The organism is Streptomyces sp. NBC_00091, from assembly GCF_026343185.1.
Taxonomy (GTDB): domain Bacteria; phylum Actinomycetota; class Actinomycetes; order Streptomycetales; family Streptomycetaceae; genus Streptomyces.
The window spans coordinates 2,947,683-2,966,836 of the sequence record NZ_JAPEMA010000001.1; the positions used below are offsets into that span (position 1 = coordinate 2,947,683).

The following is a 19,154-nucleotide window of genomic DNA, read 5'->3' on the forward strand; positions in this document are numbered from 1 at the left end:
TCAAGATTGGGCCCGTCGGGGGTGTTGCACTGTGCCCGCCTTCCGTAACGTCCTCAACTGGCAGCGGTGAATATGCCGCTACCGCCGTGGGGGAGCCTCGATTCGGGAGAGGACGGCACCGGGATGGGCTGGGTTACCGACTGGAGTGCGCAGGCAGCCTGCCGCACTACCGATCCGGATGAACTGTTCGTTCAAGGAGCGGCACAGAACAGGGCCAAGGCGGTGTGCACCGGATGTCCGGTGCGGACCGAGTGCCTGGCCGACGCGCTCGACAATCGTGTCGAGTTCGGAGTGTGGGGCGGAATGACCGAGCGGGAACGACGCGCCTTGTTGCGCCGGCGTCCCACCGTCACCTCGTGGCGACGGCTGCTCGAAACCGCCCGCACGGAGTACGAGCGCAGTACGGGCATCCTCACCGTGGATGTCGACGCGGAGATCGACGTGTCGTACGAGACCTACGCGGCAGCCGGGTAACCACCCGGACACCGCGTCGGCACCACACGTACGTACGTCTACGCTCCGGCCGGAACCCCGGCCGCGAGTCGCTCTCCGATGGCCCGCAGCCCGGCGAGGTCGTGCACATCGCCGGGCAGGGCGGCCACTTCGGCCACCGCCACCTCAGGGTGCAGAGAGGTGAAGCGATCGCGTGTGCGCTGCTCACGCGCGATCACCTGCATCCGCTCGGCATGCAGGCGCAGCAGTCCTGCCGTGATCCGGTCCACGTCGATCCGGTCCATGTCGACCTGGTCCGTGTCGATCCGGTCCGCGTCGTCCGCGCCGGGGGAGCCGTCGTCGGCGGCGTCGCCAAGTCCAGCTTTCCCGGACTCCTGATCGACAATGCCGCCTTCTTCAAGATTCTCTGCGGCGGCCAGGGCCCGCTCCGCCGACAGCTGTTCCGCGTCGCTTCCGTGCACCCGGTTCAGCACCAGGCCGGCCAGCGGCATCCGCTCCGCGGCCAGCCGCTCCACGAAGTACGCCGCCTCGCGCAGGGCGTCCGGCTCGGGAGCCGCGACCACGAGGAAGGCCGTACCGGGAGCCTGGAGCAGCCGGAACGTCGCGTCCGCGCGGGTCCGGAACCCGCCGAACATCGTGTCCATCGCCGCCACGAAGGTCTGGACGTCCTTCAGCAGCGAGGCGCCCATCAGCTTGCTCAGCGTGCCGGTCATCATCGACATGCCGACGTTGAGGAACTTCATCCCGGCCCGCCCGCCGACCTTCGCCGGAGCCATCAGCACCCGGATGAACTTCCCGTCCAGGAACGACCCGAGCCGCTTCGGCGCGTCGAGGAAGTCCAGCGCGGACCGGCTCGGCGGGGTGTCCACGACGATCAGGTCCCAGTCGTCCTTGGCCCGCAGCTGCCCCAGCTTCTCCATCGCCATGTACTCCTGCGTGCCCGCGAAGCCGGCCGACAGGGACTGGTAGAAGGGGTTCGCCAGGATCGCCTGCGCCCGCTCGCCCTCCGCGTGCGACTCGACGATCTCGTCGAAGGTCCGCTTCATGTCCAGCATCATGGCGTGCAGTTCGCCGTCGCCCCTGGTGCTGCCCTCTATCCCGGGCACCCGGCGCGGGGTGTTGTCCAGCGAGTCGATCCCCATCGACTGGGCCAGCCTGCGGGCCGGGTCGATGGTCAGCACGACCACCTTCCGCCCGCGCTCGGCCGCCCGTACGCCCAGCGCCGCGGCCGTGGTCGTCTTGCCGACCCCGCCCGCGCCGCAGCACACGATGATCCGGGTCTTCGGGTCGTCCAGCAGCGCGTCGACCGCCAGCCGCTGCGGCGTGTCCAGGCCCATGCTCTCCCCGCCCTCGCTCATTCGGCGTCCACCTGCTTGCGGAGTTCCGTCGCCAGCTCGTACAGCCCGGCCAGCTCCATCCCCGAGCCGAGCAGGGGGAGTTCGTACGTCGGCACCCGCAGCCCCGCCAACACCGCGCGCTGCTCCCGCTCCAGCTCCACCCGGCTCGCGTGCTCGGCTGCCTGCGTGAGGAGCGGCTCCACCAGCCGCTCGGCCAGCCCGCCCCGCCGCGCACCGCCCAGCCCGGCCCGGGACAGGGCCTTGGCGATCTCCGTACGGCGGCCCTCCGCCGCCGAGCGCAGGGTGTCCTCGTCCAGGTGGTGCGGACGCACCATGTTGACGATCACCCGGCCGACGGGCAGCCCCGCCCCCACCAGCTCGTCGATCCCGTCCGCGGTCTCCTGGACGGGCATCTCCTCCAGCAGGGTCACCAGGTGCACGGCGGTGTCCGGGGACTTGAGCACCTTCATGACGGCCTGCGCCTGGTTGTGGATCGGCCCGAACCGGGCCAGCCCCGCCACCTCGTCGTTGACGTTCAGGAAGCGGGTGATCCGCCCGGTCGGCGGAGCGTCCATGATCACGTGGTCGTAGACGTAGCGGCCGGCCTTGTCCTTGCGCCGCACCGCCTCGCACGCCTTGCCGGTCAACAGCACATCCCGCAGACCCGGCGCGATCGTCGTCGCGAAGTCGATCGCGCCGAGCTTCTTCAGGGCGCGGCCGGCCGAGCCGAGCTTGTAGAACATCTGGAGGTAGTCCAGCAGCGCCCGTTCGGCGTCGATGGCGAGCGCGTACACCTCACCTCCGCCCGTGCCGGGCGCCACGGCGATCTTCCGCTCCTCGTAGGGGAGCGCTTCCGTGCCGAAAAGCTGTGCGATGCCCTGCCTGCCCTCGACCTCCACGAGAAGAGTCCGCCTGCCCTCGCGCGCGAGGGCCAACGCGAGTGCCGCGGCGACCGTGGTCTTGCCGGTGCCGCCCTTGCCGCTGACCACCTGGAGCCTGCTCACAGCGTCCGAGCCTAACCACTCCCGCTCAGGCATTACGCTCGGCCCCATGACCAAGAAGTTCGAATACGCGACGGTCCCCCTGCTGGTTCACGCCACCAAGCAGATCCTGGACACCTGGGGCGAGGACGGCTGGGAGCTCGTCCAGGTCGTGCCCGGCCCGAACAACCCCGAGCAGCTCGTGGCCTACCTCAAGCGGGAGAAGGCATGAGCGGCGTCGTCGAGGCGAAGCTGGCCGAGCTCGGCCTGACCCTGCCCGAGGTCGTCCCGCCGCTGGCCACGTACCAGCCGGCGGTCCGGTCGGGCGCGTACGTGTACACCGCCGGGCAGCTGCCGATGGTGCAGGGCAAGCTCCCCGTGACCGGCAAGGTCGGCGCGGAGGTCTCCGCGGAGCAGGCCAAGGAGCTGGCGGCGACCTGCGCGCTGAACGCCCTGGCCGCCGTCAAGTCCGTGGTCGGTGACCTGGACCGGATCGCCCGTGTGGTGAAGGTCGTCGGTTTCGTCGCCTCGGCCCCCGACTTCACGGCGCAGCCGGGCGTGCTGAACGGTGCGAGCGAGCTGCTGGGCGCGGTGCTCGGCGACAAGGGCGTCCACGCCCGCAGCGCGGTCGGCGTGGCGGTCCTCCCGCTGGACGCCCCGGTCGAGGTCGAGATCCAGGTCGAACTGACCGATTCCTGACGCGCCGCACCCAATTTCGGACGCGCTCCGTCCGTCGGGCCTGGGGCGGGGTCCCGGGCCCGGGCTGGGGTCCGGTGGCCGTCTGCGGTTGGTTGCCGCTGCGCGGGGCGTCCCCTACCCGCCCTTCCACCGTTCCCACCTCAGACGCCGGTGCGGCCCACTGCACGGCGCTCCGCGCCTGCGCCTCGAACGCCGGCGGGGCTGGGTTTCCAGCCTCGCCGGCGTTCGAGGCGCGGGGTCTGGGGCGGAGCCCCAGGGTCCTTCAGCCTCGCCGGCGCTTGAGGCGGGAACGGGCGAAGGGCGGGTAGGGGACCAGCCCGCGCAGCGGTACCGGCGCGGCCCGCGCAGCGGCGTCTCACGAACCCCCGGCCGGGCCGGCGCGGTGGCGGACCCGGCACACCCGGGGGCGGGGCCTCGAACATCGGGCCGGATGGCCGTAGCATCCGGCCATGCCGAATGGTCAGCACGGTCAGCCGTCGCCCAGCCAGCCCGCCGGAGGGCAGTGGTACCCCCCGGAGTGGCCCGACCGCATCCGCGCGCTCGCGGACGGGTCCCTCACCCCGGTGGCGCCCAGACGTGCCGCCACCGTGATGCTGCTCCGTGACACCCCCGCCGGACCCGCCGTGCACATGCTGCGCCGCCGCGCCTCCATGGCCTTCGCCGGCGGCGCCTACGCCTACCCCGGTGGCGGGGTCGACCCCCGCGACGAGGACCACCGCACCGGCTGGGCCGGCCCCTCCCAGCAGGACTGGGCGGCACGCCTCGGCACCGACGCCGCCACCGCCCAGGCGATCGTCTGCGGGGCGGTCCGCGAGACCTTCGAGGAGGCCGGGGTCCTGCTCGCCGGCGAGACCCCGGACACCGTCGTCGGCGACACCACCGGCGACGACTGGGAGGCCGACCGAGAGTCCCTCGTGGCGCGCGAGCTGTCCTTCGCGGAGTTCCTCGACCGGCGCCGCCTGCTGCTGCGCTCCGACCTGCTGGGGGCGTGGGCACGGTGGATCACCCCGGAGTTCGAGCCCCGCCGCTACGACACGTGGTTCTTCGTCGCCGCCCTCCCGGAGGGCCAGCGCACCCGCAACGCCTCCACCGAGGCCGACCGGACGGTCTGGATCCGCCCCGCCGACGCCGCCGCCGGGTACGACAAGGGCGAGCTGCTGATGATGCCGCCCACCATCTCCACCCTGCGCTCCCTGGAGCCGTACGGGCACGCCGCCGACGCGCTCGCCGCGGCCGGCGCACAGGACCTCACCCCGGTCCTGGCCCAGGCCGCGCTGGAGGACGGCGTACTCGTGCTCAGCTGGCCGGGCCACGACGAGTTCACCAAGCGAGTACGCCCGGGAGGACCCGCATGACCGACGCCGCAGCCCTCCCCGGCCAGCCCCGGGGGACCGTCTCCTCCGGGCCGGCGACGGCCCGCGCGGTCAACGTCCTGGCCCCCAACGCCTCGGCCATGACCCTGGACGGCACCAACACCTGGCTCGTCTCCGAGCCCGACTCCGAGCTGGCCGTCGTCATCGACCCCGGCCCCCTCGACGAGGGGCACCTGCGGGCCGTCATCGCCACCGCCGAGCAGGCCGGCAAGCGCGTCGCGCTGACCCTCCTCACCCACGGCCACCCCGATCACGCCGAGGGCGCCGGCCGCTTCGCCGAGCTGACCGGTACGAAGGTCCGCGCCCTCGACCCCGCACTGCGCCTCGGCGACGAGGGCCTGGCCGCCGGGAACGTGATCCGCACCGGCGGCCTGGAACTGCGCGTGGTGGCCACCCCCGGGCACACCGCCGACTCGCTCTGCTTCCACCTGCCCGCCGACCGGGCCGTGCTGACCGGAGACACCGTCCTGGGCCGCGGCACCACCGTCGTCGCGCACCCCGACGGCCGCCTCGGCGACTACCTGGACTCCCTGCGCCGCCTGCGCTCCCTCACCGTCGACGACGGGGTCCACACGGTGCTCCCGGGCCACGGGCCGGTCCTGGACGACGCGCAGGGGGCCGTGGAGTTCTACCTCGCCCACCGCGCCCACCGGCTCGCCCAGATCGAGACGGCCGTGGAGAACGGCCTCACCACCGCCGAGGCCGTCGTCGCCCAGGTCTACGCGGACGTGGACCGCTCCCTGTGGCCCGCGGCCACATGGTCGGTGCGCGCACAGCTCGAGTACCTTCGGGAGCACGGACTGATCCCGGGGGGACCTGAATGAACACGCTGTTCCTGCTGCTCGCGCTGCTCGCGACCGCCGGCTGGATCACCTCGACCGTGACCCTGAAGGTGCGGGCGCTGGAGGACAAGGCCGACCGGCTGGAGCGCCGGCTGGGCCGGGTCCTGGACCACTTCGGCATCGAGGAGCCCGAGCCGGCCGGAATGGACGAGGTGCGGGCCCTGATGCGCGACGGCCGCACGATCTCGGCGATCAAGGTCTACCGGCAGATCACGGGCGTGGGCCTGGCGGAGGCCAAGCGGGCCGTGGAGTCCCTCGACCCGGTGGTGCGGAAGGCCTGACGGCCTCCCGGGCCACGGGCTAAGGGCTAAGGGCGGGGCGTCTTCGTGCCGTGCCGGGCCGTGTACTCGTCCGCGAGCCACGGCCCGAGGTCCTCGAGGTACGCGCGCGCCACGGCCGGATCCGCGACCGGGGCCAGCGCCACCACGGCCGCCCTGCGCAGCTGGGCCGCCCGCTCCGGGTAGTACCGGCCGAAGACCTCCGCGGACTCGGTGAGGTCGCTGGTCCAGCCGCCCCAGCGGGGCATGACCAGGGTGAAGGCCGTCCGTACCAGGTGCCGGGAGAAGAACCGGTTCATCCTGCGGAACTCGGCGGGCTCCGAGGCCGCCTCGAAGCGCGCCCGCCACCGGGGCAGGAGGGCGGCCAGGTCGCCGTTGGCCTCCCGGGCGAGCAGGCTGTCCGGCCGGTAGCGGGGCAGGTGCTCGGCCAGGTCGGCGCCGAGCAGCGGGGTGCACAGGCAGGCCAGGAACCAGCCCAGGTCGTAACGTTCCTGCTCGCTCAGCAGCCGGTCCTTGCCGAACAGCAGGATGCCGGCCCCGTCGATCTGCGGGAAGTCCTGGTCGAGCCCGCGCCCGAGCACCTCGGCGGTGTCCCGGTCCTCGTCGCAGGGCTCCCGGTGCAGGGCGATCAGCAGGTCGAGGTCGCTGCGCCCCGGCCGGGCGGTCCCGCGCGGCACGGACCCGTAGAGGTAGGCGCTGTGCAGCCGGGGCCCGTACGCCTCCGCGACGCGGGCGCGCGCGGCCGCGACCGGGCCCGCGAACTCGGGCTGGACCCGCCCGAGGGACCCCTCCCGCTCGAAGTACCCGTCCGCGTCCAGCCCTCTGTGCTCCATGGGCCCTACTCTGCACGTCCCCGGACCGGGGCCACCGGTATTTACGGCCCGCGCCGCGGACGCGCGGAGGGGCCCCGTCCGCACCCGGACGGGGCCCCTCCGCGAAGACTGCCCGTGTGGCTCAGCGCGAGCGCTTGGCGAGCCGCTCCACGTCCAGCAGGATCACGGCACGCGCCTCCAGGCGCAGCCAGCCGCGGCCCGCGAAGTCGGCCAGCGCCTTGTTCACGGTCTCGCGCGAGGCGCCGACGAGCTGCGCCAGCTCTTCCTGCGTCAGGTCGTGGACGACGTGGATGCCCTCCTCCGACTGCACGCCGAAGCGGCGCGACAGGTCGAGGAGCGCCCGGGCGACACGGCCGGGAACGTCGGAGAAGACCAGGTCGGACATCTGGTCGTTGGTCTTGCGCAGGCGCCGGGCGACGGCGCGCAGCAGCGCGGTCGCGACCTCGGGCCGGGCGTTCAGCCACGGCTGGAGGTCACCGTGGCCGAGGCCGAGGAGCTTGACCTCGGTCAGCGCGGTGGCGGTGGCGGTGCGCGGGCCCGGGTCGAAGAGCGACAGCTCGCCGATCAGCTCGCCGGGGCCGAGGACGGCCAGCATGTTCTCGCGACCGTCGGGGGAGGTGCGGTGGAGCTTCACCTTGCCCTCGGTCACGACGTACAGCCGGTCGCCGGGGTCGCCCTCGTGGAACAGGGCGTCACCGCGTGCGAGGGTCACCTCGCCCATGGAGGCGCGGAGCTCCGCGGCCTGCTCGTCATCGAGCGCCGCGAAGAGCGGGGCGCGCCGCAGAACGTCGTCCACGAGTCTCTCTCCTATGTCGACCAGCCAGTGGGGACCGCTCCCCATTTTGCCGGACGGCTCAAACAGTGCGATCAATCACAAGGATGCCGGACGGATGGGCGTGCTGTGCGGCGAGAGACCAATCGGGGTGGTGTTACCTGAGGTCCGGGCGGGTGTCAGCGCCCGGCCTTAGGCTGGCCGGGTGTCCAATAAGCCGGTGAGAGCACAGGCCAAGGGGTCCGCAGGAGTGACGGCGACCCGGAATTCAGCCGTGGGCGAACAAGCCCCTGGGGAGGCGTCCGAAAAGGTGCGACCTGCCCCCATGGGCAAAGCTTCGGCCAAGAAACCGAAGACGGCGGCGTCCCCCGCCGAGATCGCGAAGCCCGCCGCCCGGGCCGCGAAGCCGGAATCGCACCTGGCCATGGTCCGCCGGGCCCGCCGCATCAACCGCGAGCTCGCCGAGGTGTACCCGTACGCCCATCCGGAGCTGGACTTCCGCAACCCCTTCGAGCTCCTGGTCGCCACCGTCCTCTCCGCGCAGACCACCGACCTGCGCGTGAACCAGACGACCCCGGCCCTCTTCGCCGCCTACCCGACCCCCGAGGACATGGCCGCGGCCGCGCCGGAGCACCTGGAGGAGATCATCCGGCCGACCGGGTTCTTCCGGGCGAAGGCGAAGTCGCTGCTCGGCCTCTCGCAGGCCCTGCGCGACAACTTCGGCGGGGAGGTGCCGGGCCGGATAGAGGACCTCGTCACCCTGCCCGGAGTCGGCCGCAAGACGGCCAACGTGGTGCTGGGCAACGCCTTCGGGGTCCCCGGGATCACCGTCGACACCCACTTCGGCCGGCTGGTGCGCCGCTTCAAGTGGACCGAGCAGGATGACCCGGAGAAGGTCGAGGCGGAGATCTGCGCGATCTTCCCCAAGAGCGAGTGGACGATGCTCTCGCACCGCGTCGTCTTCCACGGCCGCCGGATCTGCCACGCCCGCAAGCCCGCCTGCGGCGCCTGCCCCATCGCCCCGCTCTGCCCGGCCTACGGGGAGGGCGAGACCGACCCGGAGAAGGCACGGAAGCTGCTGAAGTACGAGAAGGGCGGCCAGCCGGGCCAGCGGCTCGCCCCGCCCCCGGACTACCCGGGCCTTCCCGCCCCGCCGCTGGGAGCCCGTACGGAGCCCTGAGCGCGGGCGCCTGAGGGGGCGCGACGGCCGCGCCCCGCGCCCCCCACGGAACGAATCGGGACCCGGACCGCGTTCAGCGGTGTGGGAGACGGTGTTGGCAGCAGGATGCGGACAGGGGTGCCTATGACGCGCGGTACGCAGGACGAGACCACGGAAGCCGCCCGCCGGGGCGACGGCCTGACCCTCACGACCGAGGGCCTGCCCGCCTGGCTCGACCCCGTCGTGACGGCAGCCCGGACCGTCCAGCCGCGCCAGCTCAGCCGCTTCCTGCCCCCGGAGGACGGCCGGGGCCGCCAGTCCGCCGTGCTGATCCTCTTCGGCGAGGGCCCGCGCGGCCCGGAGCTGCTGCTCCAGGAGCGCTCCGGCAGCCTGCGCTCGCATGCCGGCCAGCCCTCCTTCCCCGGCGGCGCGCTGGATCCGCAGGACGGCGACCCGCACACCACCGGCCCGCTGCGCGCCGCCCTGCGCGAGGCCGAGGAGGAGACCGGGCTGGACCCGGCCGGCGTCCAGCTCTTCGGGGTGCTGCCCCGGCTGTACATCCCGGTCAGCGAGTTCGTCGTGACCCCGGTGCTCGGCTGGTGGCGCGAGCCCTCGCCGGTCGGCGCGGTGGACCCGGCGGAGACCGCCCGGGTGTTCACGGTGCCCGTGGCGGATCTCACGGACCCCGCGCACCGGGTCACCGTGGTCCACCCGAGCGGCCACCAGGGCCCCGCGTTCACCGTGGAATCCGCCCTGGTCTGGGGCTTTACCGCCGGGGTGATCGACCGGCTGCTGCACTTCGCGGGCTGGGAGCGGCCGTGGGACCGCTCACGTCACGTCCCACTCGACTGGCGCGCATGAGACGGTGACCCTCGTGAACGTGCTGGACATCCTGTTGCTGGTCGCCGCCGTGTGGTTCGCGATCGTCGGCTACCGCCAGGGGTTCGTCGTCGGCATCCTGTCGGTGATCGGCTTCCTCGGCGGTGGTCTCGTCGCCGTGTCCCTGCTGCCCCTGATCTGGGACCGGGTGACCGACAACGGCACCCAGGTGTCCACGACCGTGGTGGTGATCGCCGTCGTCGTGATCATCATCTGCGCCTCGATCGGCCAGGCGCTGACCACCCATCTGGGCAACCGGCTCAGACGCCACATCACCTGGTCGCCGGCCCGCGCGCTGGACGCGACCGGCGGCGCGCTGGTCAACGTCGTCGCCATGCTGCTGGTGGCCTGGCTGATCGGCTCGGCACTGGCCGGGACCTCGCTGCCCACGCTGGGCAAGGAGGTCCGCAACTCCAAGGTGCTCCTCGGCGTGTCGCGGGTGCTGCCCGCCCAGGCGGACACCTGGTTCTCGGACTTCAGTTCCACCCTCGCGCGCAACGGCTTCCCGCAGGTCTTCAGCCCGTTCTCGAACGAGCCGATCACCGAGGTGAAGGCCCCCGACCCGGCGCTCGCCCGCAGCGTGGTGGCCCAGCAGGCCAAGCTCTCGATCGTCAAGGTCGTCGGCACCGCGCCCAGTTGCAGCAAGGTCCTGGAGGGCACCGGCTTCGTCTTCGCGCCCGGCAAGGTGATGACCAACGCCCATGTCGTCGGCGGGGTCGGGGAGCCGACCGTACAGATCGGCGGCGAGGGCAAGCTCTACGACGGCAAGGTCGTGCTCTACGACTGGGAGCGCGACATCGCCGTCCTGGACGTGCCCAAGCTGAAGGCCCCCGCGCTGGAGTTCACCGACAAGGACGCGGCGAGCAGCAGCGACGCCATCGTCGCCGGCTTCCCGGAGAACGGCGCCTACGACGTCCGCGCGGCCCGTGTCCGCGGCCGGATCAACGCCAACGGCCCGGACATCTACCACCGGGGCACCGTCCGGCGCGACGTCTACTCGCTCTACGCGACCGTCCGCCAGGGCAACTCCGGCGGCCCGCTGCTGACGCCCGAAGGCCGGGTGTACGGGGTCGTCTTCGCCAAGTCGCTCGACGACCCGAACACCGGCTACGCCCTGACGGCGGACGAGATCCGCGAGGACATCCGCATCGGGAAGGCCGCCGACCGGCGGGTCGACACCCAGGGCTGCGCCCTCTGACCCCTGCGGGGGCCGGCAGGGGCGCCGCGGGGGGCGCCGCTCCTACATCCGTGGATGGCGCAGCCGCGCCGAGACCCAGCGGGCGCGGCGGCGCAGGATGCGGGGGATCCCCAGCCGGGGGTCGTGCCCGTCCCGGCCGGCCCTGTCGTGCGTACTCGGCGCTGCGGCCGAGCGGCGTTCGCGTGTGGTGTCACCGTGGTCGTGCGTCCAGCCCATACAACGAGCTGTGCCCGGGGTCCAAGGTCGGTAACCCCGTCCGGGGCGGCCAATTGGCCTATGCGCCGGGCAATTGAATACCCGTAAGACTGTCGTACGGACGGACTGCCGACCCGTCAGGGAGCCGCCGACGGCCCGTCAGCGGTCGGGCTCGGGGTCCTTCAGCCAGTTCACCAGCTCGGTGGAGAAGCCGACCGGGTCCTCCTCGTGCGGGAAGTGCCCCAGGCCGTCGAAGAGCCGCCAGCGGTACGGGGCTTCGACGTACTCCCCGGAACCGGCCGCGCTCCGCGTCCGCATCACCGGGTCCAGCGAACCGTGCAGGTGCAGCGTCGGGACCCGCACGGGCCGCTTCATGCGCCGGTAGAACTGCAGTCCGTCCGGCCGGGCCATCGACCGCATCATCCAGCGGTAGGGCTCGATCGAGCAGTGCGCGGTGGAGGGGATGCACATCGCCCGCCGGTACACGTCGAGGTCGGCGTCCTCCGGGAGCAGCGGCCCGGACCAGTCCCGGATCAGCTCCGCGACGAGGGCGCCGTCGTCGGCGACGAGCTGCCGCTCGGGGATGAACGGCCGCTGGAAGCCCCAGATGTGGGAGCTGGCCCGGGTCTGCCCGAAGTCGGCCATCATGGCGGAGCGCCAGCGGCGCGGATGCGGCATGGAGGAGACGACCAGCCGGCGCACGAGCTTGGGCCGCATCACGGCCGCCGTCCAGGCGAGGTAGCCGCCCAGGTCGTGCCCGACGAGGGCGGCGTCCGGCTCGCCGAGGGACCGGATGACCCCGGTGATGTCCAGCGCCAGGTTCGCCGGGTCGTAGCCGCGCGGGGTGCGGTCGCTGCCGCCCACCCCGCGCAGGTCCATCGCCACCGCGCGGTACCCGGCGTCCGCGAGCGCGGTCAGCTGGTGCCGCCAGGTCCACCAGAACTGCGGGAACCCGTGCAGCAGCAGTACGAGTGGCCCGTCGCCGACCTCCGCGACGTGGAAGCGGGCGCCGTTGGCGGCGACGTCCCGGTGCGTCACCGCCCTTCCGCCGGGCAGGTCGATCCGTACCGCCGTGGCGGCGGTGGGCGGAGTGCCGGAGTCGGACGAGGGCGCTGTCATGAGGACGAGCGTGCCACACCCACAGCCTGGTCACTCACCGCGCGGGGATGCGGCTTGACGGTTCCGACGAGCGCGGCGGTCTGCTTGACCGAGTCGATGGTCTTCACCGGCGGCTTGACCTTCTTGAACTTCGCCACGGCCAGCAGCCCGATCAGGCCCGCCAGCAGCCAGAACGCGCCGCCGACGATGAGGAAGGACCAGGCGAGCCCGAGGCCGAGATTGTGGATCCCGTAGGCCGCGGCGAAACTCAGTACGGGGAGGGAGAAGAGCACGAGCACGCCCGCGACGATCGCCGCGCCGCTGCCGATGCCCGCGCGCTTGACGTCCTGCTTGATCTCCACCTTGGCGAGCGCGATCTCGTCGTGCACCAGGGCGGACATCTCGGCGGTGGCCGAGGCGACCAGCTGGCCGAGTGTGCGCTCGGCTCCCGGAGCCCCTTGGTCCACTGCGCTCATCTCTGACTCCCTCTGTCGTCGGCCGTCGGCGGCTGTCCTCCGTCGTCAGTCAGATCATGCCGGACGGTCGGCGCCCGTGCTGGACCCGCCCGCCGCTTCGACGGCGGCCGTGTCCGCCTCGGTGTCCTTCGCCAGGGCCGTGATCTCGGCCTTGCGGCGGTGTTCGGCGGCCTTCTCCTCGTAGATCTTCGCCATCCGCAGGTGGTACTCCGGCTTGTCCTGCTCGTAGATGTCCGGGATCCCGTCGCGGTCCTCGTCGCGCTCCTCGGCCTCGGTCAGCGCCTTGTACCTGCGGTTGCGCAGCTTGAGCATGGTGCCCGCGACGATCGCCGCGATGAGGGAACCGATCAGGACGGCGGCCTTGACCTCGTCGGTGAGGACCGCGTCCCCGGCGAAGGCGAGTTCACCGATCAGCAGGGAGACGGTGAAGCCGATGCCGGCGAGCGAGGCCACGGCGAGTACGTCGGGCCAGGCGAGGTCCTCGTTCAGCTCGGCCTTGGTGAAGCGGGCGGCCAGCCAGGTGCCGCCGAAGATGCCCACCGTCTTGCCGACGACCAGGCCGAGCACCACACCGAGGGTCTCGGGGCGGGTGAAGACCTGCCCGATGGACTCGTCCGAGAGGGAGACCCCGGCGGAGAACAGGGCGAACAGGGGCACGGCCAGACCGGCCGACAGGGGCCGGACCAGGTGCTCGATGTGCTCGCCCGGGGAGTGGTGCTCCCCCTCCTTGCGGGTGCAGCGGAGCATCAGGCCCATGGCCACGCCGGCGATGGTGGCGTGGACGCCGCTGTTGTACATCAGGCCCCAGATGACCAGGGCGAGCGGGACGTAGACGTACCAGCCGCGGACGCCGACGCGCAGCAGGAACCAGAAGAGGACCAGGCCCGCGACGGCGCCGCCGAGCGCCAGGAAGTCGATGTCGCTGGTGAAGAACACCGCGATGATCAGGATGGCGAAGAGGTCGTCGACGACGGCCAGGGTCAGCAGGAAGGCGCGCAGCGCGGAGGGAAGCGAGGTGCCGATGACCGCGAGGACGGCGAGGGCGAAGGCGATGTCGGTGGCGGTCGGCACGGCCCAGCCGTTGCTCGAGCCGTTCCCGAGGGTGTTGACGAGCAGGTAGACCATGGCGGGCACGGCCATGCCGCATATCGCGGCGATGACCGGGAGGGCGGCCGCCTTGGCGTCGCGCAGGTCGCCCGCGACGAGTTCGCGCTTGAGTTCGATGCCGGCGACGAAGAAGAAGACGGCGAGCAGGCCGTCGGCCGCCCAGTGCTGGAGCGAGAGGTCCAGCCCGAGGGAGGCGGGGCCGATGTGGAAGGACCGGACGCTGTCGAAGCTCGCCGAGACGGCGGGGATGTTCGCCCACATGAGGGCGGCGATCGCGGCCACCAGGAGCAGTACGCCGCCGACGGTCTCCGTGCGCAGCGCGTCCGCGACGAAACGCCGCTCGGGCAGCGAGAGCCGGCCGAGGACCTTGCGGCCGTGGGGCGGGGTGGGCGTCTGGGTGGGCGTGGGCGTGGCCACGGTGGAGAACCTCCGGTTGGTCGACGGCATGGCTAATGCAGTTGCCGACCAGACTTCCCGGCGCACCCAAAGACTTTAGAGCGTCAAATCTTGACGCTTCTCTTACTTTACAGGGTGCGCGCAGTCGTATCGGGTGATCTTCACCTTAAACGGGCGGAGGGCGTCCGGCGCGTTGTGCGCCGGACGCCCTCCTCAGGTTCGAGCCTGCCGCTGTCAGTCCTCGTCCGAGCTGCTCGGCAGCTTCGTCTGGATCAGGTCCATCACCGAGGAGTCGGCCAGCGTGGTGACGTCACCGACCTCGCGGTTCTCCGCCACGTCGCGCAGCAGCCGGCGCATGATCTTGCCCGAACGGGTCTTCGGCAGCTCCGCCACCGGCAGGATCCGCTTCGGCTTCGCGATCGGGCCGAGCGTGGCCCCCACGTGGTTGCGCAGCTCCGCGACCAGACCCTCGGTCTCCGAGGCGCTGCCGCGCAGGATCACGAAGGCCACGATCGCCTGGCCCGTGGTCTCGTCGGCCGCGCCGACCACGGCCGCCTCGGCGACGGCGGGGTGCGAGACGAGCGCCGACTCGACCTCGGTGGTCGAGATGTTGTGGCCGGAGACCAGCATGACGTCGTCCACCCGGCCGAGCAGCCAGATGTCGCCGTCGTCGTCCTTCTTGGCGCCGTCGCCCGCGAAGTACTTGCCCTCGAAGCGCGACCAGTAGGTGTCGATGAACCGCTGGTCGTCGCCCCAGATGGTGCGCAGCATCGACGGCCACGGCTCGGTGAGGACCAGGTAGCCGCCGCCGCCGTTCGGGACCTCGTTCGCCTCGTCGTCCACCACGGTGGCCGAGATGCCCGGCAGCGCGCGCTGCGCCGATCCGGGCTTGGTCTCGGTGACACCCGGCAGCGGGGAGATCATCATCGCGCCGGTCTCGGTCTGCCACCACGTGTCCACGATCGGGCAGCGGTCGCCGCCGATGTGCTTGCGGTACCAGATCCAGGCCTCGGGGTTGATCGGCTCGCCGACCGAGCCGAGCACGCGCAGGCTCGACAGGTCGAACTTCGCGGGGATGTCGTCGCCCCACTTCATGAACGTACGGATCGCCGTGGGCGCGGTGTAGAGGATGGTGACGCCGTACTTCTGCACGACCTCCCAGAACCGGCCCTGGTGCGGGGTGTCCGGCGTGCCCTCGTACATCACCTGGGTGGCGCCGTTGGCGAGCGGCCCGTAGACGATGTAGGAGTGCCCGGTCACCCAGCCGATGTCGGCGGTGCACCAGTAGACGTCGGTCTCCGGCTTCAGGTCGAAGACCGCGTGGTGGGTGTACGAGGCCTGCGTGAGGTAGCCGCCCGAGGTGTGCAGGATGCCCTTCGGCTTACCCGTGGTGCCCGAGGTGTAGAGGATGAAGAGCGGGTGCTCGGCGTCGAAGGCCTGCGGGGTGTGCTCCGTGGACTGACGGCCGACCAGCTCGTGCCACCAGACGTCCCGGCCCTCGGTGAAGGCGGTGTCCTGGCCGGTACGGCGTACGACGAGGACGTGCTCGACCTGCGGGCACTTGGTGACGGCCTCGTCGATGGCGGGCTTGAGCGCGCTGGGCTTGCCGCGGCGGTAGCCGCCGTCGGCGGTGATCACCAGCTTGGCGTCGGCGTCCTGGATGCGGGAGGCGACGGCGTCGGCGGAGAAGCCGCCGAAGACGACGGAGTGCGCGGCGCCGACACGGGCGCACGCGAGCATCGCGACGACCGCCTCGGGGATCATCGGCAGGTAGACGGCGACCCGGTCGCCCGCCCGCACACCCAGTTCGGTGAGGGCGTTGGCGGCCTGGGAGACCTCGTCCTTGAGCTGGGCGTAGGTGATCGACCGGCTGTCGCCGGGCTCGCCCTCGAAGTGGAGGGCGACGCGCTCGCCGTTGCCGGCCTCCACGTGCCGGTCCACGCAGTTGTACGCGACGTTCAGCTTGCCGTCGGCGAACCACTTCGCGAAGGGCGGGTTGCTCCAGTCGAGCGTCTGCGTGGGCTCGGTGTCCCAGGCCAGCCGCCGGGCCTGCTCGGCCCAGAAGCCCAGCCGGTCCGCGTCGGCCTGCGCGTACGCCGCCTCGGTCACGTTGGCGGCGGCGGCCAGATCGGCGGGCGGCGCGAACCGCCGCTCCTCCTTGAGCAGATTGGCCAGGCTGTCAGTGCTCACGACATCTCCCTTTCCCAGAGTTTCCGTTGCCCCCGGGCATAGCTGTGTCTCCGGGCATAGCTCATCAGTCGGATGCCCAGGTGACAAGGGGTAACCGGAAATTGGTTTAGACCTATACCACGACTGGGAGTGTCCACGGCGTACGAATGGCCCCTTCCCGCTGCAGGGTGCGAGAAGGGGCCAACAGCTTGCACGGATACGGGAGGGTATCGGTTCAAGCGGGGTGTGGCTCAGGCGTGCTGGCCGACGCTGTCGAAAACCCGACAGTCGAAGAAGTCCTCTCCCTCGGACAGTAGATAGGCCTGCGCCTCGCCCACGTGGAAGTACATCCCGTGCAGTTCCAGCGTGCCCTCGGCGAGCCGTCGGGCCACCGATTCGTGGGCCCGCAGGTGCTCCAGCTGCTGCACCACATTGGTCAGGCAGAGCTGTTCCACCGCGTCCGCCGGAAGCCGCCCCGAGATCCTGGCCCAGGCGTGGTGCCGGCTGCCCATCCGCTCCAGGCTCGGCAGGCCGTGGCGCAGCCAGCGCATCAGCGGGGTCATCGGGGCTGCCGGGTGGGAGTTCAGCAGGGCCTGCATGGCCCCGCAGCCCGAATGCCCGCACACCGTGATGCTGGCGACCTGGAGCACGTCCACGGCGTACTCGATGGCCGCCGCGACCGAGTCGTCCGTGGACTCGGCGCCGGGCAGGGGGACGAGGTTGCCCACGTTGCGGACGGTGAACAGGTCACCGGGGCCGCTGGCCGTGATCATGCTGGTGACCAGGCGGGAGTCCGCGCAGGTCAGGAACAGTTGCGAGGGCCGCTGCCCCTCGCGGGCCAGCCGGGCCAGCTCGTCGCGGACGTGCGGGGCGGTGTCCCGCTGGAAGGCGCTGATCCCGCTTGCCAGTTGGCCGGCGCCGCGCCGCCGGGGGGCGGCGGCCGGGGACTCGGGGGCCCCGACGGCGCCGGGAATCGTACGGGCGCCCGCGCCCTCGGAGCCGGTCGCGCCGCCGTGGCCTCCCGGGTGGCCCGAGGTGTGCGCGGGGCGGTGGTCGCAGTGGTTCTGCCAGGGCGTCCAGGGGCGGCAGCAGTGGTGCGCCCCGCGCGCGGACTCGGCCCGGTGATGGCCGTCTCCGGTGGCCGAACCGGCCTTGGAGCCGGGCCGGTTGCCGCCGTCGGCGCGGTGGGGGTGACCGGCGCGGGCCCCGTCCGCTCCGGAGCCGGACCCGGACCCGGACCCGGAGCCCGTGCCCAGGCCCTGGCCGGAGATCGCCACCCCGCCCCGGCCGGTGAGTTCCAGCGATCCGCCGTGCGCCAGATGCGAGTCCTGCCAGTCCTGCAGGGTCTCGTAGGCGGCGTGGTCCATGAACGAGCCGTCCAGCTCGACCACCACGTGCCCGCCGTGCGGGAGCTGGTTCAGCACCCGGCTCAGCCGGGGGACGGCCAGGAAGGTCAACTGCCCTCGGGCACAAACGCGGTGGACGCCGTCCCGCTCGACCACCACGATCCGGGTCCTGGCCAGCCGGTGCAGGGCCAGCGCGACGGCGACCGCGACCCCGACGGCCACGCCCTCCAGGACTCCGCCCAGCACCACGGCCACGATGGTCGTCGCGTAGACCAGGGCCTCGCGGTGCCGGGTGACCGTCCGCAGGTGCGTGATGCTGACCATCTGCACACCGACGGCCATGACCAGGGCGGCCAGCGCCGCGAGCGGGATCAGGTCGAGGACGGGGACCAGCAGACCCGCCGCGAGCACCACCCACATCCCGTGGAACATGGCTGATTTCCGGCTGACGGCACCCGCCTTGACATTCGCCACGCTGCGCACGGCCACACCCGTGACGGGCAGCCCGCCCAGCAGCCCGGAGGCGATGTTCGCCGCGCCCTGGCCGCGCAGTTCGCGGTTGAGGTCGGCGCGGGGCGGGCGGTTGCCCGTACCGCGCTCGGAGGCGATCAGCTTGTCGGTGGCGACCGAGGACAGCAGGGACTCCACGCTGCCGACCAGCGTGATGGTCAGGACGGCGGCGATCAGTCCGAGCACCGGCCCCTCGGGCAGTTCGGGCAGGGCGTGGCCGCGCCAGGACGGCAGGTCCACCCGGGGCAGGGTGAGCCCGGCCAGCGCCGCGAACGCGGTGGCGGAGGCGACGGCGGCCAGCGCGGCCGGCACCTTGCGCAGGGCGCGCCCCACCCGCCCGGGCAGCCGTCCCCAGCCCAGCAGTACGCACAGGGTCAGCGCGCTCACCGCGAGCGCGGCCGGATGCGGATCGGCCAACTGGGCGGGCAGTCCGAGCACGTTGGCCACGGCGGAGCTCTGGGGGCTGCCGCCGAGCACGATGTGCAGCTGGGCCAGGGCGATGGTCACGCCGATGCCGGCGAGCATGCCGTGCACGACCGCCGGGCTCACCATGAGCGCCGACCGGGCGGTGCGCAGGAGGGCCAGCCCGAGCTGGCAGACGCCGGCGAGCACGGTGATGGCGCACGTGGTACGCCACCCGTAGTGCTGGATCAACTCGGCGGTCACCACCGTGAGTCCGGCGGCGGGCCCGCTGACCTGGAGGGGGGCTCCGCCCAGCCGGCCGGCCACGATCCCGCCCACGGCCGCGGCGACCAGTCCGGCCTGGAGCGGGGCGCCGGTGGCCAGCGCGATGCCGAGGGAGAGCGGCAGGGCGATCAGGAAGACGGCGACGGAGGCGGACAGGTCCGCGGGGAGGTCCTTGCGGGGCCCTTTGGCGGGCTTGGAGGTTGTGGCTGTCATGGGTTCCCGTCTCCTCTGGGGAGGGATGAAGCGGCGGGAGTCTCAACACTCGGTAAATGGATGGTAATGGAGAGTAAAGAGCAGTGGTAGGCAATACGGGCAAATGGCCTACGAATTAGCACTCAGGGGTGATTAAGTATTTTGTCTGGCTTGT

At 72.1% G+C, this 19,154-nt stretch carries 19 protein-coding genes; 9 read left to right on the forward strand and 10 right to left on the reverse strand.

Features of this window, described 5'->3' with window-relative positions; genetic code table 11:
• The first annotated feature begins 123 nt into the window (after nt 1-123).
• On the forward strand, nt 124-474 hold the full coding sequence (locus tag OOK34_RS13675; RefSeq protein WP_030228569.1) for a WhiB family transcriptional regulator: 351 nt from the start codon (nt 124-126) through the stop codon (nt 472-474).
• A gap of 38 nt (nt 475-512) precedes the next feature.
• Here OOK34_RS13675 and OOK34_RS13680 read toward each other — a convergent pair whose 3' ends face one another.
• Both OOK34_RS13680 and OOK34_RS13685 read right to left on the reverse strand, forming a co-directional pair.
• Nucleotides 513-1,811, reverse strand: a complete 1,299-nt coding sequence (locus tag OOK34_RS13680; RefSeq protein WP_267034138.1) for an ArsA family ATPase — start codon at nt 1,809-1,811, stop codon at nt 513-515.
• Nucleotides 1,808-2,794 (reverse strand): ArsA-related P-loop ATPase, encoded by a 987-nt coding sequence (locus tag OOK34_RS13685; RefSeq protein WP_267034139.1) that lies wholly within the window; start codon nt 2,792-2,794, stop codon nt 1,808-1,810. Before OOK34_RS13685 ends, OOK34_RS13680 begins: the two co-directional genes overlap by 4 nt.
• A 46-nt stretch (nt 2,795-2,840) precedes the next feature.
• Between OOK34_RS13685 and OOK34_RS13690 the strand changes: the two genes are divergently transcribed.
• From OOK34_RS13690 to OOK34_RS13710, 5 genes are all read left to right on the forward strand, one after another.
• Nucleotides 2,841-3,002, forward strand: coding sequence for a DUF4177 domain-containing protein (locus OOK34_RS13690; RefSeq protein ID WP_007264966.1), 162 nt, complete (start codon nt 2,841-2,843; stop codon nt 3,000-3,002).
• Nucleotides 2,999-3,469 (forward strand): RidA family protein, encoded by a 471-nt coding sequence (locus tag OOK34_RS13695; protein ID WP_267034140.1) that lies wholly within the window; start codon nt 2,999-3,001, stop codon nt 3,467-3,469. Before OOK34_RS13690 ends, OOK34_RS13695 begins: the two co-directional genes overlap by 4 nt.
• Nucleotides 3,470-3,918: 449 nt before the next feature.
• Nucleotides 3,919-4,824 carry an NUDIX hydrolase gene (locus OOK34_RS13700; protein WP_267034141.1) on the forward strand — a complete coding sequence of 302 codons (906 nt, stop codon included), beginning with the start codon at nt 3,919-3,921 and terminating at the stop codon, nt 4,822-4,824.
• On the forward strand, nt 4,821-5,666 hold the full coding sequence (locus OOK34_RS13705) for an MBL fold metallo-hydrolase (RefSeq protein WP_267034142.1): 846 nt from the start codon (nt 4,821-4,823) through the stop codon (nt 5,664-5,666). The genes OOK34_RS13700 and OOK34_RS13705 overlap by 4 nt, the downstream gene beginning before the upstream one ends.
• Nucleotides 5,663-5,965 (forward strand): ribosomal protein L7/L12, encoded by a 303-nt coding sequence (locus OOK34_RS13710; RefSeq protein WP_267034143.1) that lies wholly within the window; start codon nt 5,663-5,665, stop codon nt 5,963-5,965. Before OOK34_RS13705 ends, OOK34_RS13710 begins: the two co-directional genes overlap by 4 nt.
• A gap of 26 nt (nt 5,966-5,991) precedes the next feature.
• Here the strand turns inward: OOK34_RS13710 and OOK34_RS13715 are convergent, their stop codons facing one another.
• Both OOK34_RS13715 and OOK34_RS13720 read right to left on the reverse strand, forming a co-directional pair.
• Nucleotides 5,992-6,795 carry a nucleotidyltransferase domain-containing protein gene (locus OOK34_RS13715; protein WP_267034144.1) on the reverse strand — a complete coding sequence of 268 codons (804 nt, stop codon included), beginning with the start codon at nt 6,793-6,795 and terminating at the stop codon, nt 5,992-5,994.
• A gap of 121 nt (nt 6,796-6,916) precedes the next feature.
• Complete coding sequence (locus tag OOK34_RS13720; RefSeq protein ID WP_003981529.1) at nt 6,917-7,591, reverse strand: Crp/Fnr family transcriptional regulator; 675 nt, start codon at nt 7,589-7,591, stop codon at nt 6,917-6,919.
• A 301-nt stretch (nt 7,592-7,892) separates the two neighbouring features.
• On the opposite strand from OOK34_RS13720, the gene nth reads away from it, so the two are divergent.
• From nth to OOK34_RS13735, 3 genes are all read left to right on the forward strand, one after another.
• Nucleotides 7,893-8,747 carry an endonuclease III gene (gene nth, locus OOK34_RS13725; protein WP_267034145.1) on the forward strand — a complete coding sequence of 285 codons (855 nt, stop codon included), beginning with the start codon at nt 7,893-7,895 and terminating at the stop codon, nt 8,745-8,747.
• Between the two features lie 123 nt (nt 8,748-8,870).
• Nucleotides 8,871-9,587 (forward strand): CoA pyrophosphatase, encoded by a 717-nt coding sequence (locus OOK34_RS13730; protein WP_267034146.1) that lies wholly within the window; start codon nt 8,871-8,873, stop codon nt 9,585-9,587.
• Nucleotides 9,588-9,600: 13 nt separating this feature from the next.
• Nucleotides 9,601-10,803, forward strand: coding sequence for a MarP family serine protease (locus tag OOK34_RS13735; RefSeq protein WP_267036730.1), 1,203 nt, complete (start codon nt 9,601-9,603; stop codon nt 10,801-10,803).
• Nucleotides 10,804-10,845: 42 nt separating this feature from the next.
• Here OOK34_RS13735 and OOK34_RS13740 read toward each other — a convergent pair whose 3' ends face one another.
• The 6 genes from OOK34_RS13740 to OOK34_RS13765 all read right to left on the reverse strand — a co-directional run bounded on the left by OOK34_RS13740 (nt 10,846) and on the right by OOK34_RS13765 (nt 19,000).
• Complete coding sequence (locus OOK34_RS13740) at nt 10,846-11,019, reverse strand: hypothetical protein (RefSeq protein WP_267034147.1); 174 nt, start codon at nt 11,017-11,019, stop codon at nt 10,846-10,848.
• A 138-nt stretch (nt 11,020-11,157) separates the two neighbouring features.
• Nucleotides 11,158-12,117 (reverse strand): alpha/beta fold hydrolase, encoded by a 960-nt coding sequence (locus OOK34_RS13745; RefSeq protein ID WP_267034148.1) that lies wholly within the window; start codon nt 12,115-12,117, stop codon nt 11,158-11,160.
• On the reverse strand, nt 12,114-12,572 hold the full coding sequence (locus tag OOK34_RS13750; RefSeq protein WP_267034149.1) for a phage holin family protein: 459 nt from the start codon (nt 12,570-12,572) through the stop codon (nt 12,114-12,116). Before OOK34_RS13750 ends, OOK34_RS13745 begins: the two co-directional genes overlap by 4 nt.
• A 54-nt stretch (nt 12,573-12,626) precedes the next feature.
• Nucleotides 12,627-14,096: a Na+/H+ antiporter NhaA gene (gene nhaA / locus OOK34_RS13755; protein ID WP_267034150.1), complete on the reverse strand. Its 1,470-nt coding sequence runs from the start codon at nt 14,094-14,096 to the stop codon at nt 12,627-12,629.
• 213 nt (nt 14,097-14,309) lie between these two features.
• Nucleotides 14,310-16,265, reverse strand: coding sequence for an acetate--CoA ligase (gene acs / locus OOK34_RS13760; protein ID WP_267034151.1), 1,956 nt, complete (start codon nt 16,263-16,265; stop codon nt 14,310-14,312).
• A 230-nt stretch (nt 16,266-16,495) separates the two neighbouring features.
• On the reverse strand, nt 16,496-19,000 hold the full coding sequence (locus tag OOK34_RS13765; protein ID WP_267034152.1) for a SulP family inorganic anion transporter: 2,505 nt from the start codon (nt 18,998-19,000) through the stop codon (nt 16,496-16,498).
• Nucleotides 19,001-19,154 lie beyond the last annotated feature (154 nt).